Source organism: Bizionia myxarmorum (genome assembly GCF_008086205.1).
Classification (GTDB): Bacteria; Bacteroidota; Bacteroidia; order Flavobacteriales; family Flavobacteriaceae; genus Algorimicrobium; species Algorimicrobium myxarmorum.
The window spans coordinates 53,692-68,385 of record NZ_VSKK01000002.1 but is presented as its reverse complement, the minus strand read 5'-3'; the positions used below and the strand labels follow the sequence as shown (position 1 = coordinate 68,385).

The window sequence follows — 14,694 nt, the reverse complement described above, 5'->3', positions numbered from 1 at the left end:
TGTCCTTACATACAACGGTTTTTTTTACTCTTCTAATCTAATGTCTAGTGCTAGACCTTTCAATTCGTGCATTAACACATTGAAAGATTCTGGCAATCCAGGCTCTGGCATTGGTTCACCTTTAACAATACTTTCGTATGTTTTAGCGCGACCAATAACATCATCAGATTTAACAGTCAATATTTCTCTTAAGGTTGCAGATGCACCGTATGCTTCTAATGCCCAAACTTCCATTTCTCCAAAACGCTGACCACCAAATTGTGCTTTACCACCTAATGGTTGTTGTGTAATTAATGAGTATGGTCCAATTGAACGTGAGTGCATTTTATCATCAACCATATGACCAAGTTTCAGCATATAAATCACACCAACAGTTGCTGGTTGATCAAAACGCTTTCCTGTTCCACCGTCGAATAAATAAGTATGTCCAAATCTTGGAATTCCAGCTTCATCTGTAAACTCGTTAATTTGATCTAAAGTTGCACCATCAAAAATTGGTGTTGCGTAGGTACGGTTCAGTTTTTCACCAGCCCATCCTAGAACGGTTTCATAAATCTGCCCAATGTTCATCCGAGATGGTACACCAAGTGGATTTAATACAATATCAACAGGCGTTCCGTCTTCAAGGAAAGGCATATCTTCTTGACGTACAATACGTGCTACAATACCTTTGTTACCGTGACGACCTGCCATTTTATCACCAACTTTTAGTTTACGTTTTTTAGCAATGTAAACTTTAGCTAATTTGATAATACCTGCTGGTAATTCATCACCAACAGAAATGGTAAATTTCTCACGACGTAAAGAACCTTGTAAATCGTTTTCTTTAATTTTATAGTTGTGAATTAAATCAGCAACTAATTTATTGGTTTCATCATCTGTAGTCCATTGTCCGCTTGTTAAGTGCGTATAATCGTCAACAGAATTTAACATTTTAAGTGTATATTTTTTACCTTTTGGTAAAACCTCTTCACCTAAATCATTAAAGATACCTTGAGCTGTTTTACCGCTTACAATAGCAAATAGTTTTTCAACTAAAATATCTTGTAATTCGCCAAACTTGTTAAAGTATAATGCTTCTAGTGCCGCAATATCTTCTTTGTCTTGAGCTCTCTTACGCTTGTCTTTTACAGCACGCGCAAATAGTTTCTTATCAATTACAACACCATGTAATGAAGGCGACGCTTTTAATGATGCATCTTTAACATCACCAGCTTTATCACCAAAAATGGCACGTAATAATTTTTCTTCAGGAGTTGGATCTGATTCTCCTTTTGGTGTAATTTTACCAATAAGAATATCGCCAGGTTTAACCTCGGCTCCAATACGGATCATCCCGTTTTCATCTAAATCTTTAGTCGCTTCTTCCGAAACGTTAGGAATATCATTCGTTAATTCTTCGTTACCTAATTTAGTATCTCGAACCTCTAATGAATACTCATCAATATGAATAGATGTAAAGATATCTTCGCGAACTACTTTTTCTGAAATTACAATAGCATCCTCAAAGTTATACCCTTTCCAAGGCATAAAGGCTACTTTCATATTTCGTCCTAAAGCTAATTCTCCTTTTTGTGTTGCATAACCTTCACAAAGAACTTGACCTTTTTTAATCTTATCCCCTTTTTGAACAATAGGCTTTAAGTTAATAGAGGTTCCTTGGTTGGTTTTTCTGAACTTAACAAGTGGGTATGTTTTTGTATCGCTTTCGAAACTTACTTTAGCTTCATCTTCCGTTCTATCATATTTGATAGTAATTTCGTTAGCATCTACATATTCTACCACACCACTTCCTTCTGCATTTATTAATACACGAGAATCTGATGCTACTTGTCTTTCTAATCCTGTTCCAACAATAGGTGCTTGCGGACGTAATAATGGTACGGCCTGACGCATCATGTTAGATCCCATTAATGCACGGTTGGCATCATCATGTTCCAAGAATGGAATTAATGACGCTGAAATAGAAGCAATTTGGTTAGGAGCAACATCGGTATAATGAATTTCACTTGGGTCAATTACCGGGAAGTCACCTTCCATACGTGCAATTACCTTATCATGTAAAATTTTACCATTTTCATCAACTTTTACAGTTGCTTGTGCAATTAACTTATCTTCTTCTTCTTCCGCACTTAAATAAATAGGTGTACTCTTAATATCTACTACACCATTCGTTACTTTACGGTAAGGTGTTTCAATGAATCCCATAGAATTCACTTTAGCAAATACTGAAAGTGATGAAATTAAACCAATGTTTGGTCCTTCCGGTGTTTCAATTGGGCATAAACGTCCGTAGTGTGTATAGTGAACATCACGAACCTCAAAACCTGCTCTTTCACGGGATAAACCTCCAGGTCCAAGAGCTGATAAACGACGCTTGTGCGTAATTTCAGCAAGTGGATTGGTTTGATCCATGAATTGCGATAATTGGTTAGTACCAAAGAAGGAATTAATAACAGACGATAAAGTCTTGGCATTAATTAAATCTATAGGTGTAAATACTTCGTTGTCACGTACATTCATACGCTCACGAATGGTTCTAGCCATACGTGCTAAACCAACACCAAACTGTTGAGATAATTGCTCACCAACTGTACGTACACGACGGTTAGATAAGTGATCGATATCATCAATCTCTGCTTTGGAGTTGATCAGTTCAATTAAGTATTTAATAATAGTAATGATATCTTCTTTGGTAAGCACTTGCTTATCCATACCAATATCAAGACCTAATTTTTTGTTCATTCTATAACGACCTACTTCACCTAAAGAGTAACGTTGGTCAGAGAAGAATAATTTGTCAATAATACCACGCGCCGTTTCTTCATCTGGCGGCTCAGCATTACGTAATTGACGGTATATATGTTCAACAGCCTCTTTTTCAGAGTTTGTTGGATCTTTTTGTAATGTGTTGTGAATAATTGCGTAATCTCCTTGTTGTGCACTTTCTTTATGTAAAAGAATCGTTTTGACACTTGTATCAAGAATTTCCTCAATATTATCTTTATCCAGAACTGTATCACGATCTAAAACAATCTCGTTACGTTCTATAGATACTACTTCACCTGTATCTTCATCAACAAAATCCTCATGCCATGTGTTAAGTACACGCGCCGCAAGTTTACGGCCTAATACTTTTTTAAGTCCTGCTTTTGAAACTTTAATTTCTTCAGCAAGATCAAAAATTTCTAGAATGTCTTTATCACGTTCAAAACCGATGGCTCTAAACAACGTTGTAACAGGTAACTTTTTCTTACGGTCAATGTACGCATACATAACCGAGTTGATATCTGTTGCGAACTCAATCCATGATCCTTTAAATGGAATAACTCTGGCCGAGTATAATTTAGTTCCATTTGCATGGAAAGACTGACCAAAGAATACACCTGGTGATCTGTGTAATTGTGAAACAACTACGCGTTCTGCACCGTTTATAACAAACGTTCCACTAGGCGTCATGTATGGAATTGTTCCTAAATACACATCTTGAACAATGGTTTCGAAATCCTCATGTTCAGGGTCTGTACAGTACAATTTAAGTCTGGCCTTTAGCGGTACGCTATATGTAAGTCCACGTTCTATACATTCTTCAATGGTATAACGTGGTGGATCAATAAAGTAATCTAAAAATTCTAAAACAAATTGATTACGTGTGTCTGTAATTGGGAAGTTTTCCAAAAAGGTGTTATATAAACCTTCGTCTCCTCTTTCTTCAGATTTAGTTTCTAGCTGGAAAAAATCCTGGAAGGATTTTATCTGAATATCCATAAAATCAGGATATTCTGTTCTATTTACAATAGAAGAGAAATTTAATCTTTCAGCTTGTTTTGTTAACATCAATGGGCGGAATTTTGATTAAAAAAATAAAATAGCGTATGTAACGATTATATACGCAAAATGGTCTAGGCCTAAAAGTGTTCACTTTAGACCTAAACCGTTATGATTTTGAGGGGCAAGTATTACTTAAGCTCAACCTCTGCTCCAGCTTCTTCTAATTGAGCTTTTAAAGCTTCTGCTTCGTCTTTAGAAACAGCTTCTTTAACAGCGCTTGGTGCACTATCAACTAATTCTTTAGCTTCTTTTAATCCTAATCCAGTTAATTCTTTAACAAGTTTTACAACTGCTAATTTAGAACCACCTGCAGCTTTAAGAATTACATCAAATTCTGATTGCTCTTCAGCTTCTTCACCACCACCAGTAGCAGGACCAGCCATTGCTACAGCAGCAGCTGCAGGCTCGATACCATACTCATCTTTTAATATAGTTGCTAATTCGTTTACTTCTTTTACAGTTAAGTTAACTAATTGTTCTGCGAAATCTTTTAAATCTGCCATTTTTTCTATCGTTTTAATAAATTTTTAATAATAATATAATTGTAATTAAGTGCGTACTTTTTAAGACTATCCTTCTTTTTCAGATAGTGTTTTTAGAATCCCTGCTAATTTACCACCACTTGATTTAAGTGCTGAAATAACATTTTTAGCTGGAGATTGTAATAAGCCAATAATTTCTCCGATAACCTCTTCTTTAGATTTGATATTAACTAAAGCGTCTAGTTGATCATCACCAATGTATATAGCTTCTGCAATATATGCTCCTTTTAAAAGAGGCATTAATGATTTCTTACGGAAGGTTTCAATAACTTTGGCTGGTCCATTACCAGTTTCAGAATACATAATAGAGGTGTTTCCTTTCAATGTAGAAGGAAGGTCTCCAAAATCCTTATCTGAAGCTTCCATTGCCTTTGCAAGCAATGTATTTTTAACTACGGCTAATTGTATGTTTGCCTTAAAACAAGCACGACGTAAATCTGAAGTCCTACTTGCGTTTAATCCAGAAATATCTGCTAAATAGATATTTGTATTATCGGCTAATTGCGCAGTTAATTCTTCAATTACTTGTGATTTTTCTTCTCTTGTCATAATAAAAGTTTTAAACTACTAACCAATTTTTGGATCTACAGCTAAACTTGGACTCATTGTACTTGACATATAAATGCTCTTTACATAAGTTCCTTTAGCTGCAGTTGGCTTAAGTTTCATTAATGTTTGTAATAATTCGTTTGCATTGTCTGCAATTTTATCAGCACTAAAAGATGCTTTTCCTATAGATGCGTGTACAATACCTGTTTTATCAACTTTAAAGTCAATTTTACCAGCTTTTACATCACTAACAGCTTTACCAATATCCATTGTTACAGTACCAGTCTTTGGGTTTGGCATTAAGCCACGAGGACCTAATATACGTCCTAAAGGACCCAATTTACCCATAACACTTGGCATAGTTACAATAACATCTACATTTGTCCAACCACCTTTAATTTTATCAAGGTACTCATCTAAACCTACAAAGTCTGCACCAGCTTCTTTAGCTTCCGCTTCTTTGTCTGGTGTAACTAATGCTAAAACTTTGACGTCTTTACCAGTACCATGAGGAAGCGTAACAACGCCTCTTACCATTTGATTTGCTTTTCTTGGATCTACGCCTAAACGTACAGCCAAGTCCACAGATGCATCAAATTTGGTATTAGTTATATCTTTAACTAATGCTGAAGCTTCACCGACAGAATACACTTTTCCTTTCTCGATTTTTGCTAAAGCTTCTTTTTGTTTCTTTGTTAATCTTGCCATCTTTCTAAATTTTTTAGATTATTTAGGTTCAGTACCACCTTTTACAGAAATACCCATTGATCTAGCAGTACCAGCAACCATTGTCATGGCAGCATCAATTGTAAATGCATTTAAATCTTGCATTTTATCTTCTGCTATTGCTCTTACCTGATCCCAAGAAACTCTTGCTATTTTTTTTACGTGTGGTTCACCAGAACCTTTTTTTGCTTTGGCCGCTTCTAATAATTGTACAGCTGCAGGAGGTGTTTTGATAACAAAGTCAAATGATTTGTCTTTGTATACCATAATAACCACTGGTAAAACTTTACCAGGTTTATCTTGTGTTCTAGCATTAAACTGCTTACAGAACTCCATGATATTTACTCCAGCGGCACCTAAAGCGGGTCCAACCGGTGGCGACGGATTCGCTGCACCTCCCCTTACTTGTAGTTTAACTACTTTACTTAACTCTTTTGCCATTTTTAATAATTTAGTTTTTTCGTAATGCTTAAATTAGAAGCTCAAGCACACATTTTATATTTGTAACAATTATTATACTTTCTCTACTTGCATATAGCTTAACTCTAACGGTGTTTTTCTTCCGAAAATTTTCACCATGACTTCTAGCTTACGCTTCTCTTCGTTAATTTTCTCGATAGTACCATCAAATCCATTGAAAGGTCCATCAATAACTTTAACTGTTTCACCACTTTTAAATGGAATAGCCACATTGGTATCGGCATTTACAGAAAGCTCATCTACTTTACCTAACATTCTGTTAACTTCAGATTGTCTTAATGGTACAGGATCGCCTCCTTTTGTTTCGCCTAAAAATCCAATTACATTGGTAACGGATTTTATAATGTGAGGAATTTCACCTGTTAAATTTGCTTTAATCATAATGTAACCTGGAAAATAAACTTTTTCTTTATTTACTTTCTTTCCATTACGAATTTGAATAACTTTCTCCGTTGGAACTAGAACTTGCTCTACAAAATCTTCATATCCTAATCGTGCAATTTCTGTTTCTATGTAAGCTTTAATTTTATTTTCTTGACCGCTTACTGCTCTAACGACATACCACTTTTTCTCATTTCCTTCAGACATAAAATTTTATTTTAACCGTTAATCCAATGAAAGTAAAATCCTATTGCTTTGCTGAATACCGTATCAATTCCCCATATAGCTAGTGAAAAAATGATAGAGAACACTGCAACTAAAATTGTTAACTTCTGTCCTTCTGCCCATGTTGGCCAAGTGACATTGTTTTTTAGTTCCCCGAATGATTCTTTTATATAGTTTACAACTCCAGCCATTGTTTAATATTTTGTTTATGATTTTTAGGAAGTAACAATAAGACGACTACTTTCTAAATTGCACGGGTTGAGAGACTCGAACTCCCGACACCTGGTTTTGGAGACCAGTGCTCTACCAACTGAGCTAAACCCGTAAATACAAGTCAAGGTATTCCGCAAAACGAAATACCTTAACTCTATATTGATTAGATAAAATTAATCTAAAATTTCAGTAACCTGACCAGCACCTACTGTACGACCTCCTTCACGAATAGCGAAACGAAGACCAACATTCATTGCAATTGGCTGGATTAAATCAACGTGTATAGTTAAGTTATCACCTGGCATAACCATTTCAACACCTTCTGGAAGCATAATGTTTCCTGTTACATCCGTTGTACGAACGTAAAATTGTGGACGGTAGTTGTTATGGAATGGTGTATGACGACCACCTTCTTCTTTTTTCAAGATATAAACTTCAGCCTTGAATTTAGAGTGTGGTGTTACAGAACCTGGCTTACAGATTACCATACCTCTTGAAATTTGAGTTTTCTCAATACCTCTTAATAAGATACCAGCATTATCTCCAGCTTCACCTCTGTTAAGGATTTGACGGAACATTTCAATACCTGTAATAGTAGAGTTAATTTTCCCAGCACCCATACCAATGATCTCAACTGGATCACCTGTATTAGCAACACCTGTTTCGATACGACCTGTAGCTACAGTTCCACGACCAGTAATTGAGAATACATCTTCAATAGGCATTAAGAAAGGCTTGTCCATATCACGAACTGGCTCTTCAATCCATACATCAACAGCTGCCATTAATTCTAAAACAGTATCAACCCATTTTTGCTCACCGTTAAGTGCGCCTAAAGCTGAACCAGATACAACAGGACCATTGTCACCATCGTAATCGTAGAAGTTTAATAAATCTCTAACTTCCATGTCAACTAATTCTAATAACTCCTCATCATCAACCATATCCACTTTGTTTAAGAAAACAACGATTCTTGGAATACCTACTTGACGACCTAATAGGATATGCTCACGAGTTTGTGGCATAGGACCATCTGTTGCAGCAACTACTAAAATTGCGCCATCCATTTGGGCAGCACCTGTTACCATGTTTTTTACGTAATCCGCGTGACCTGGACAGTCAACGTGCGCATAGTGACGATTTGCCGTTGCGTATTCTACGTGAGATGTATTAATTGTTATACCTCTTTCTTTCTCTTCTGGAGCGTTATCAATTTGATCAAATGATCTTGCTTCTGAAAAACCTGCATCAGCTAATACTTTAGTAATAGCAGCAGTTAAAGTTGTTTTACCGTGATCTACGTGTCCAATAGTACCTATGTTAAGGTGTGGTTTTGAACGATCGAAAGTTGCCTTTGCCATGTTTAATTTATTTTAATCTTATTTATATTAGTACTTAATTATTCAATTTATAAAGAGCCAATGACGAGAATTGAACTCGTGACCTCTTCCTTACCAAGGAAACGCTCTACCCCTGAGCTACACCGGCGTAAAGTATTTAGTTCCCAATCTTTTCGTGCCTGTATTAAGACAAACCTTAAAGAAGAGATTCCTGCCTCCGCAGGAATTTTTGAGCGAGAGACCGGGTTCGAACCGGCGACATTCAGCTTGGAAGGCTGACGCTCTACCAACTGAGCTACTCTCGCATTTCTTTGAAATTATTTCTAAATTCAAAAGGTGTTTCATTATTTCAAACTTGGATTAACTTCTTAATCCCGTAAAAGTAAACTTCTACTTAACTTTTAAAAGAACACTTAATAAGTGTATTTAAAAGCTTCATGTTTTATGGATTACCAACTTCGTTGGTGATCCGTAAGGGTGACTCCTTACTTAAACTTTTAAAACACTACTTTACAAAAGCAAGCTTTTGACAGTAGCTTATTTAAAAGTTTAGTGGGGAGAGCAGGATTCGAACCTGCGAAGACGTAGTCAGCAGATTTACAGTCTGCCCTCGTTGGCCGCTTGAGTATCTCCCCAATCACTTTAATTCAATATTTCAAAAAAAACTTTTTTTTGAGCCGATAGAGGGACTCGAACCCACGACCTGCTGATTACAAATCAGCTGCTCTAGCCAGCTGAGCTACATCGGCTTTTTAGCATCTTTTTGGAGCTAAAAAAAAGCCCGCTATTTCTAACGGACTGCAAATGTATATAATTATTTTTTTAATCAAAACATTTTTCGATAAAAATTATCATAAATGTGATCTTAATTTCTCTTTTCGCTTTTTTAATTGACGTTCAAGGGATGCCACAGCTGTATCTACACCCTCTTCAAAAGTTTTACATTGTTTTTTCACTACAAAACTATCTCCTGGAACATTTACACGTGCTTCAAAAATTTTATTGGCTTTATCACTTGTGTTCTCAACTTTTAAATAAACATCGGTTTGAATAACCTTATCGTAATACAAATCTAGCTTATCCATGCGCTTTTGAATAAAGTCGATTAGTTTCTGATCTGCGTTAAAATTAACGGATTGGGTGTTTACTTTCATACGGTTCATATTTTAAATTAAACAAATGGTTATGATACTATTTTTTCTGACCTCGAGGATGTGCTTTTAAATACACATTCTTTAACTCCGCTATGCTGTTATGCGTGTAAACTTGCGTAGCAGCTAAACTGGAGTGTCCTAACAATTCTTTTACAGCATTTAAATCTGCACCTTGGTTTAGTAAATGTGTCGCAAATGAATGTCTTAAAATATGCGGACTTTTTTTTACTTTGGAAGATGCTAAACTAAAATACTCATTTATTATCCGGTAGACAAGTGTTTCATAAATTTTAACGCCCTTTTGGGTTAAAAACAATACGTTTCCATCGGTTATATTTTCCAAGGTATTTCTAACCTCTAAATACCGGTTTATAGATTCCGTTACCGAGTCTAGAAGTGGAATAATGCGTTCCTTGTTTCGCTTGCCTAAAACTTTCAATGTTTTATTAGAAAGATCTATGCGGTTTAATGTAATTTCAATTAATTCAATACGCCGAATTCCTGTGGAGTAAAATAATTCTATAATAAGTTTATTGCGAATACCTTCAAAACTATCATCAAAATCTAAATCATCTAAAACGGTCGCGACTTCGGCTTCCGAAAATGGAATTTGAATTTTTTTACTCGTTTTTAAAGCGCGATGTTTGGAGAGTGGATTGGCTTTAATATCACCCAACTTCAACTGAAATTTATAATAGGAATTCAATGCTGAAATTTTACGGTTAATCGTTCGATTACTGATTTCTTTATCCACTAGACTCACAATCCAATTTCTAATTTCAGGATAATTAACAGATTGCATATCATGAGTTTGATAGGTTTCTGATAGGAATTTTAGAAAATCATTTAAATCTTTTTCATACGCTTTTACGGTTAACTTGGAATAGTGTTTTTCCAAAAGTAAATAGTCTAAAAAAGCTTGAAATGTCATGTAGAATAAAGTGCTAAAATTATTAAAAAATAATATCTGAAAATGCGATTCATGTAAAACTACGAAGATTAATTGTCTTTTAAATTTAGCGCATAAAAAAATCCTACAAAACTGTAGGATTTCTTTTTATGGTCTTGAGAGATTAAAAATTTTCTTGGTCTCTTAAGCTTTGAACATACTGTGCTTTTTGAATTTTCTTTCTAAATTCTACAGATGGTTTTGTAAACTGCTTGCCCGTTTGTAATGCGCGTTTAGTTCCCGTTTTATCAAACTTGCGCTTGTAAAGCTTTAACGCTCTATCTATATTATCGCCTTCTTTAACTGGTATTATTAACATAGTCCTTAACCTCCTCTCTTTTAGAATTTTCAGGATGCAAAAATAATAACAATTTTAAATTTTACAACGAAAACTTTAAATATTATTAACTGCAGAAATTTTAGAAGAATTAACCCGGAATTTTTGACTTTTATTTTTAAAACAAAAAAAAGCAGAAACCACATAAATTATGTGGTTTCTGCTTGATAATGTATTCTTGGTATTACATACTAATCCTTAAATAAACTATAGCGTTTTGTTAAATCTTGTATCAGTTTTTCTTCCTCTTTACTTTCTAATAGTGTATTATAATTTTTCCAGAAGCCTTTATCATAAGGTTTTGGCGAAAATAAATCGGGATCCCATGATTGTTTCAAGGTCTTTTGAATCTCGTTATCATCCGTTATGATTTCAGTGAAAAGAATTTCTTGCACCGTATAATAAAAACGCTCGTCTTTATTGACTAACGATTCATCAATTTCGGTTTTCGGATCATCTACAACCGTTCTAACATTGACCAATTTTGGCGTTTCATAAAAAACATAATTCAAATACATATTGTCTTGATATTCTTTGTACGTCAAAATTAATTTATGATTAATCTCCGTATCGTAAAGCGTTTTGCTTCGGCTACGTTGGGCGCTGGAGGCTGCTACAAGCTCGTATTCTATGCGCTTAATGGCGTAATTATCCCAATAAACATAAATCCATCCTTTTGGCTGATAACCATCATTAAAAACGCCTGGCGTTTCCAGATTTACATATTCGAAACTTTCTGAAATTTTAATTTTATAAATCTTCCGGCCATTTTCAACTAAAACCGTATCCAGCTTAAATTGGTGCTTGCTTAAAATATCCTCGCCAAATAAAGCTTTAGAATTTCCAGCATTTCTAACCATATTAAGTTTTCCTTGAAACAACGTTTCTAAACCGTTTATACGGTTGTCATTCCATTTTATCGCTTTAACCAATGAACTGGTTAAAATTGTATCGCGCCTTAAATTCTTTGTAGTAATTCGAGAGTTTTTAGATTTATTTTTAAGATAAGCGGTATACGCTAACAAACTATCTACATCCCGAAGATCATAACTTTTACGAACCTGATCCACGTTTAATTTTAGATTGGCCGACGGACTTGAAATAAAACTAGAATCGTATAAGGTAATAGCGCTTTCAATAAGCCATTTAAATTCTATTTTATTACGCTCTTTATGGCGCATAAAACCTTTCTGCAAATAAGAAGAATCTGGTAAGTTTTTTGGAAGTTCTTCAATAGCACGCATCATGATTTCGTTTCCCGTTTTTGGTCTGGTTTCGGCAATTAAGATAATTTCATCTAAAGAAGCAACATCTTCATCTAAATAAATTTCGAAAGACGCATCAAACTCAACAACCGGAATTTTGTAACTTTTAAAACCAATGGAAGAGACTATCAAAGTATCTTTTAAATATTTGTTCGGAACCGTTAATAAAAACTTCCCATCGGCGTTTGTTACGGTTCCAATAGTTGTGTTTTTAACGTAAATACTCGCACTTTCAATAGGTTCAAAAGTACTGCCTTCTAAAACGGTGTTTGTTAACTCGGTTTGTGCTGAAGCGCAGGTTCCAATTATAAATAGAAATGCAGTGAAAAGATAGGTTAGAAAACGATTTGTCATTTATAGTTAGTTTACTTAATAGCAAGTTGATAATCTTTTCCAAAAAACGTCATTTTGGCGAAATTGTTATATTATTTTCGCCAAAACAACGCTTGTTTTTAATTAGATGCAGGCTTGTAGTCCTTGCAATCCAATGTCATTTTGGCGATAATCTCTAAATAATTTTCGCCAAAACAACGCTTATTTTTAATTAGTAGCAGGCTTATAGTCCTTACCATCCAATGTCATTTTGGCGATAATCTCTAAATAATTTTTGCCAAAACAACGCTTATTTTTAATTAGTAGCAGGCTTATAGTCCTTACCATCCAATGTCATTTTGGCGATAATCTCGCGTAAGATTTCAGAGGTTCCACCACCAATTGGTCCTAAACGGCTATCACGAGATAATCGCGCCATTGGATATTCTTCCATATAACCGTAACCACCTAAAAACTGTAGACACTGGTAAATAACCTCATCAGACATTTTTGTTGATTGTAATTTGGAAATAGTAGCTTCTTTAACCACGTATTCACCTTTGTCCATACGACTTGTAACGGTGTAGTTAAATTCTTTACAAACAGTCATGTGTGCATACGCATCCGCATAGGCATGACGTAAAGCTTGGAAATTGTTGATGCTTTTTCCAAAAGCATAGCGCTCACTCATATATTGTTTAGCATAATCTAAAGCAAATTCAGCTCTAGCATGTGCATTTACCCCCATAATTAACCGCTCAAAAGCGAAATGCTGCATAATATACGGGAAGCCTTTATTGACTTCACCCATTAAATTTTCAGCAGGAATCGTAACGTTATCAAAAGCTATTTCAGCCGTATCACTTGCTCTCCATCCTAATTTATCCAATTTGGTTGCTGAAATACCTGGTGTATCTCTATCCATGATAAACATACTAATTCCTTTATTTCCTAACTCTGGATTTGTTTTGGCCGCAACCACTAAATAATCGCTATAAATCCCATTAGTAATAAAAGTTTTAGAACCGTTAAGCACATAAGTATCACCTTCTTTTACAGCTGTTGTCCGCATTGCTGCCACATCACTACCGCCAAAAGGTTCCGTTACACACAAGCATCCAATCATGTCGCCACTGATACTTGCCGTTAAATATTTTTCTTTAATGGCATCGCTACCTTCAGCATTTACGTGCGTCATAGCTAAATACGCATGCGCCCACATATTAGCTGCAAAACCTCCTGAATTTACTTTTTGTAATTCTTCAAGAAATATAATGGTATAAAATAAGTCTAAATTTAATCCGCCATATGCTTCCGGATAGTTCACGCCGAAGAAGCCCATATCGCCAAATTTTTTCCAAATAAAACGTTCTACCGTTCCATCTTTCTCCCATTTCTCAATATGTGGAACTACTTCTTTTTGTAAAAAATCTTTTAAGCTCTGCCTAAACAAGTTATGCTCTTCGGTGAAGTACATAGTATTCATAAATTTATTTTTTTTATATAATTAATTGATTGACAAATATAATGCAATAATCTCAAATTTGTTTACCGGAAAGTCCTTAACTTTCGTTAAATCATTCAAGGATTGGAAGCCATCACGCAAGGTCCGTTGCTCTATAATGTTGTGCGCGACTTCATAATCTATATACTGAATGGTGACTAATTCTTCCCGCGTAGCCGTATTTAAATTAATTCGTTTAATGGATTTTGGGGTCTTCACTGTGAATTGTTCTTGAATACGCGCTATAACTTCTGGTGATAAGCCATAAACTTCGGACAGTTGCACATCGGCAATAAAAAGACCTCCCATTTTATCACGATACACAATGATGCGTTCTGATAATTTTTCTCCTACACCATTTATACGTTTTAATTGCGCGGCTGTAGCAATGTTCAAATCTATTTTTTCTGCAAAGGGTTTAGGTTTATGGCTATAATCTGTTTGGGCATATGTGCGAGTCTTCGGGTTGGTTACCCAATTTGGGAATTTAAAATATGGTGATAAAAGGGCCAGTATGGAATCTGAAACGCCAGTTACCTGCTGAAATTCCTTGGCCGAATTTACCCATTTATCCGTTGCTCTAAATGCATGAAGTCTATCTATTTCTTCATTTGTCATTCCTAAAGAATAGCCTTTGTAATCGGTAATATAATTAGGATTAAAAGGAAATATTTTCGGTTTAGACTTTTCACTCTCAACCATTTTGAGCGAATCAATTTCCCTTTGAAACGCTTCGTTAACAAAGTTCGTTTCGATTTCGCTTGTCAAGGATTTATTATAAAAATAATAGGCCACTTGAAGTATAACCATGAAAGAAATTAACAGAAAAATCCCATTTCGCTGTTTTTTGGTAAACGTGAAATGGGATTTTTGTATGTTCATATAA

14 protein-coding genes and 5 tRNA genes are annotated in these 14,694 nt (G+C 35.1%); all 19 read right to left on the bottom strand.

The features are described from left to right. Positions 1-24: 24 nt before the first annotated feature. A complete protein-coding gene (gene rpoB / locus ES674_RS09355) occupies positions 25-3,837 on the bottom strand; it encodes a DNA-directed RNA polymerase subunit beta (RefSeq protein ID WP_148403737.1) in 3,813 nt (1,270 codons plus the stop codon). A gap of 122 nt (positions 3,838-3,959) precedes the next feature. Next, positions 3,960-4,334 (bottom strand): 50S ribosomal protein L7/L12, encoded by a 375-nt coding sequence (gene rplL / locus ES674_RS09350; protein ID WP_148403736.1) that lies wholly within the window; start codon positions 4,332-4,334, stop codon positions 3,960-3,962. A 66-nt stretch (positions 4,335-4,400) separates the two neighbouring features. Then, positions 4,401-4,922 carry a 50S ribosomal protein L10 gene (gene rplJ / locus ES674_RS09345; RefSeq protein ID WP_148403735.1) on the bottom strand — a complete coding sequence of 174 codons (522 nt, stop codon included), beginning with the start codon at positions 4,920-4,922 and terminating at the stop codon, positions 4,401-4,403. Between the two features lie 18 nt (positions 4,923-4,940). Next, on the bottom strand, positions 4,941-5,630 hold the full coding sequence (gene rplA / locus ES674_RS09340; protein WP_148403734.1) for a 50S ribosomal protein L1: 690 nt from the start codon (positions 5,628-5,630) through the stop codon (positions 4,941-4,943). An 18-nt stretch (positions 5,631-5,648) separates the two neighbouring features. After that, complete coding sequence (gene rplK / locus ES674_RS09335; protein ID WP_148403733.1) at positions 5,649-6,089, bottom strand: 50S ribosomal protein L11; 441 nt, start codon at positions 6,087-6,089, stop codon at positions 5,649-5,651. Between the two features lie 72 nt (positions 6,090-6,161). Then, on the bottom strand, positions 6,162-6,716 hold the full coding sequence (gene nusG, locus ES674_RS09330; protein ID WP_148403732.1) for a transcription termination/antitermination protein NusG: 555 nt from the start codon (positions 6,714-6,716) through the stop codon (positions 6,162-6,164). An 11-nt stretch (positions 6,717-6,727) separates the two neighbouring features. Then, positions 6,728-6,925, bottom strand: coding sequence for a preprotein translocase subunit SecE (secE, locus tag ES674_RS09325; protein WP_148403731.1), 198 nt, complete (start codon positions 6,923-6,925; stop codon positions 6,728-6,730). 61 nt (positions 6,926-6,986) lie between these two features. Continuing rightward, positions 6,987-7,059 (bottom strand) — tRNA-Trp (locus ES674_RS09320). A gap of 61 nt (positions 7,060-7,120) precedes the next feature. Next, a complete protein-coding gene (gene tuf / locus ES674_RS09315; protein WP_148403730.1) occupies positions 7,121-8,308 on the bottom strand; it encodes an elongation factor Tu in 1,188 nt (395 codons plus the stop codon). Between the two features lie 55 nt (positions 8,309-8,363). Then, positions 8,364-8,435: transfer RNA gene (locus ES674_RS09310), tRNA-Thr, on the bottom strand. An 84-nt stretch (positions 8,436-8,519) separates the two neighbouring features. After that, a tRNA-Gly gene (locus ES674_RS09305) sits at positions 8,520-8,592 on the bottom strand. Positions 8,593-8,840: 248 nt separating this feature from the next. Then, positions 8,841-8,922, bottom strand: a tRNA-Tyr gene (locus ES674_RS09300). 40 nt (positions 8,923-8,962) lie between these two features. Then, positions 8,963-9,036: transfer RNA gene (locus tag ES674_RS09295), tRNA-Thr, on the bottom strand. 102 nt (positions 9,037-9,138) lie between these two features. Continuing rightward, positions 9,139-9,441 carry a ribosome hibernation-promoting factor, HPF/YfiA family gene (gene hpf / locus ES674_RS09290; protein ID WP_148403729.1) on the bottom strand — a complete coding sequence of 101 codons (303 nt, stop codon included), beginning with the start codon at positions 9,439-9,441 and terminating at the stop codon, positions 9,139-9,141. A gap of 37 nt (positions 9,442-9,478) precedes the next feature. Continuing rightward, complete coding sequence (locus tag ES674_RS09285; protein WP_148403728.1) at positions 9,479-10,372, bottom strand: tyrosine-type recombinase/integrase; 894 nt, start codon at positions 10,370-10,372, stop codon at positions 9,479-9,481. Between the two features lie 142 nt (positions 10,373-10,514). Next, positions 10,515-10,709, bottom strand: coding sequence for a 30S ribosomal protein S21 (gene rpsU, locus ES674_RS09280; RefSeq protein ID WP_148403727.1), 195 nt, complete (start codon positions 10,707-10,709; stop codon positions 10,515-10,517). 209 nt (positions 10,710-10,918) lie between these two features. Beyond that, positions 10,919-12,346: a carboxypeptidase-like regulatory domain-containing protein gene (locus ES674_RS09275; RefSeq protein WP_148403726.1), complete on the bottom strand. Its 1,428-nt coding sequence runs from the start codon at positions 12,344-12,346 to the stop codon at positions 10,919-10,921. Positions 12,347-12,620: 274 nt separating this feature from the next. Continuing rightward, positions 12,621-13,790, bottom strand: a complete 1,170-nt coding sequence (locus ES674_RS09270; protein WP_148403725.1) for an acyl-CoA dehydrogenase family protein — start codon at positions 13,788-13,790, stop codon at positions 12,621-12,623. A gap of 21 nt (positions 13,791-13,811) precedes the next feature. Then, positions 13,812-14,690: a ComEA family DNA-binding protein gene (locus tag ES674_RS09265; RefSeq protein WP_148403724.1), complete on the bottom strand. Its 879-nt coding sequence runs from the start codon at positions 14,688-14,690 to the stop codon at positions 13,812-13,814. Positions 14,691-14,694 lie beyond the last annotated feature (4 nt).

Bases quoted from the DNA above. Each gene is read 5' to 3' on its own strand.
- rpoB (WP_148403737.1), bottom strand. From the start codon at position 3,837: ATGTTAACAAAACAAGCTGAAAGATTAAATTTCTCTTCTATTGTAAAT.
- rplL (WP_148403736.1), bottom strand. From the start codon at position 4,334: ATGGCAGATTTAAAAGATTTCGCAGAACAATTAGTTAACTTAACTGTA.
- rplJ (WP_148403735.1), bottom strand. From the start codon at position 4,922: ATGACAAGAGAAGAAAAATCACAAGTAATTGAAGAATTAACTGCGCAA.
- rplA (WP_148403734.1), bottom strand. From the start codon at position 5,630: ATGGCAAGATTAACAAAGAAACAAAAAGAAGCTTTAGCAAAAATCGAG.
- rplK (WP_148403733.1), bottom strand. From the start codon at position 6,089: ATGGCAAAAGAGTTAAGTAAAGTAGTTAAACTACAAGTAAGGGGAGGT.
- nusG (WP_148403732.1), bottom strand. From the start codon at position 6,716: ATGTCTGAAGGAAATGAGAAAAAGTGGTATGTCGTTAGAGCAGTAAGC.
- secE (WP_148403731.1), bottom strand. From the start codon at position 6,925: ATGGCTGGAGTTGTAAACTATATAAAAGAATCATTCGGGGAACTAAAA.
- tuf (WP_148403730.1), bottom strand. From the start codon at position 8,308: ATGGCAAAGGCAACTTTCGATCGTTCAAAACCACACCTTAACATAGGT.
- hpf (WP_148403729.1), bottom strand. From the start codon at position 9,441: ATGAAAGTAAACACCCAATCCGTTAATTTTAACGCAGATCAGAAACTA.
- ES674_RS09285 (WP_148403728.1), bottom strand. From the start codon at position 10,372: ATGACATTTCAAGCTTTTTTAGACTATTTACTTTTGGAAAAACACTAT.
- rpsU (WP_148403727.1), bottom strand. From the start codon at position 10,709: ATGTTAATAATACCAGTTAAAGAAGGCGATAATATAGATAGAGCGTTA.
- ES674_RS09275 (WP_148403726.1), bottom strand. From the start codon at position 12,346: ATGACAAATCGTTTTCTAACCTATCTTTTCACTGCATTTCTATTTATA.
- ES674_RS09270 (WP_148403725.1), bottom strand. From the start codon at position 13,790: ATGAATACTATGTACTTCACCGAAGAGCATAACTTGTTTAGGCAGAGC.
- ES674_RS09265 (WP_148403724.1), bottom strand. From the start codon at position 14,690: ATGAACATACAAAAATCCCATTTCACGTTTACCAAAAAACAGCGAAAT.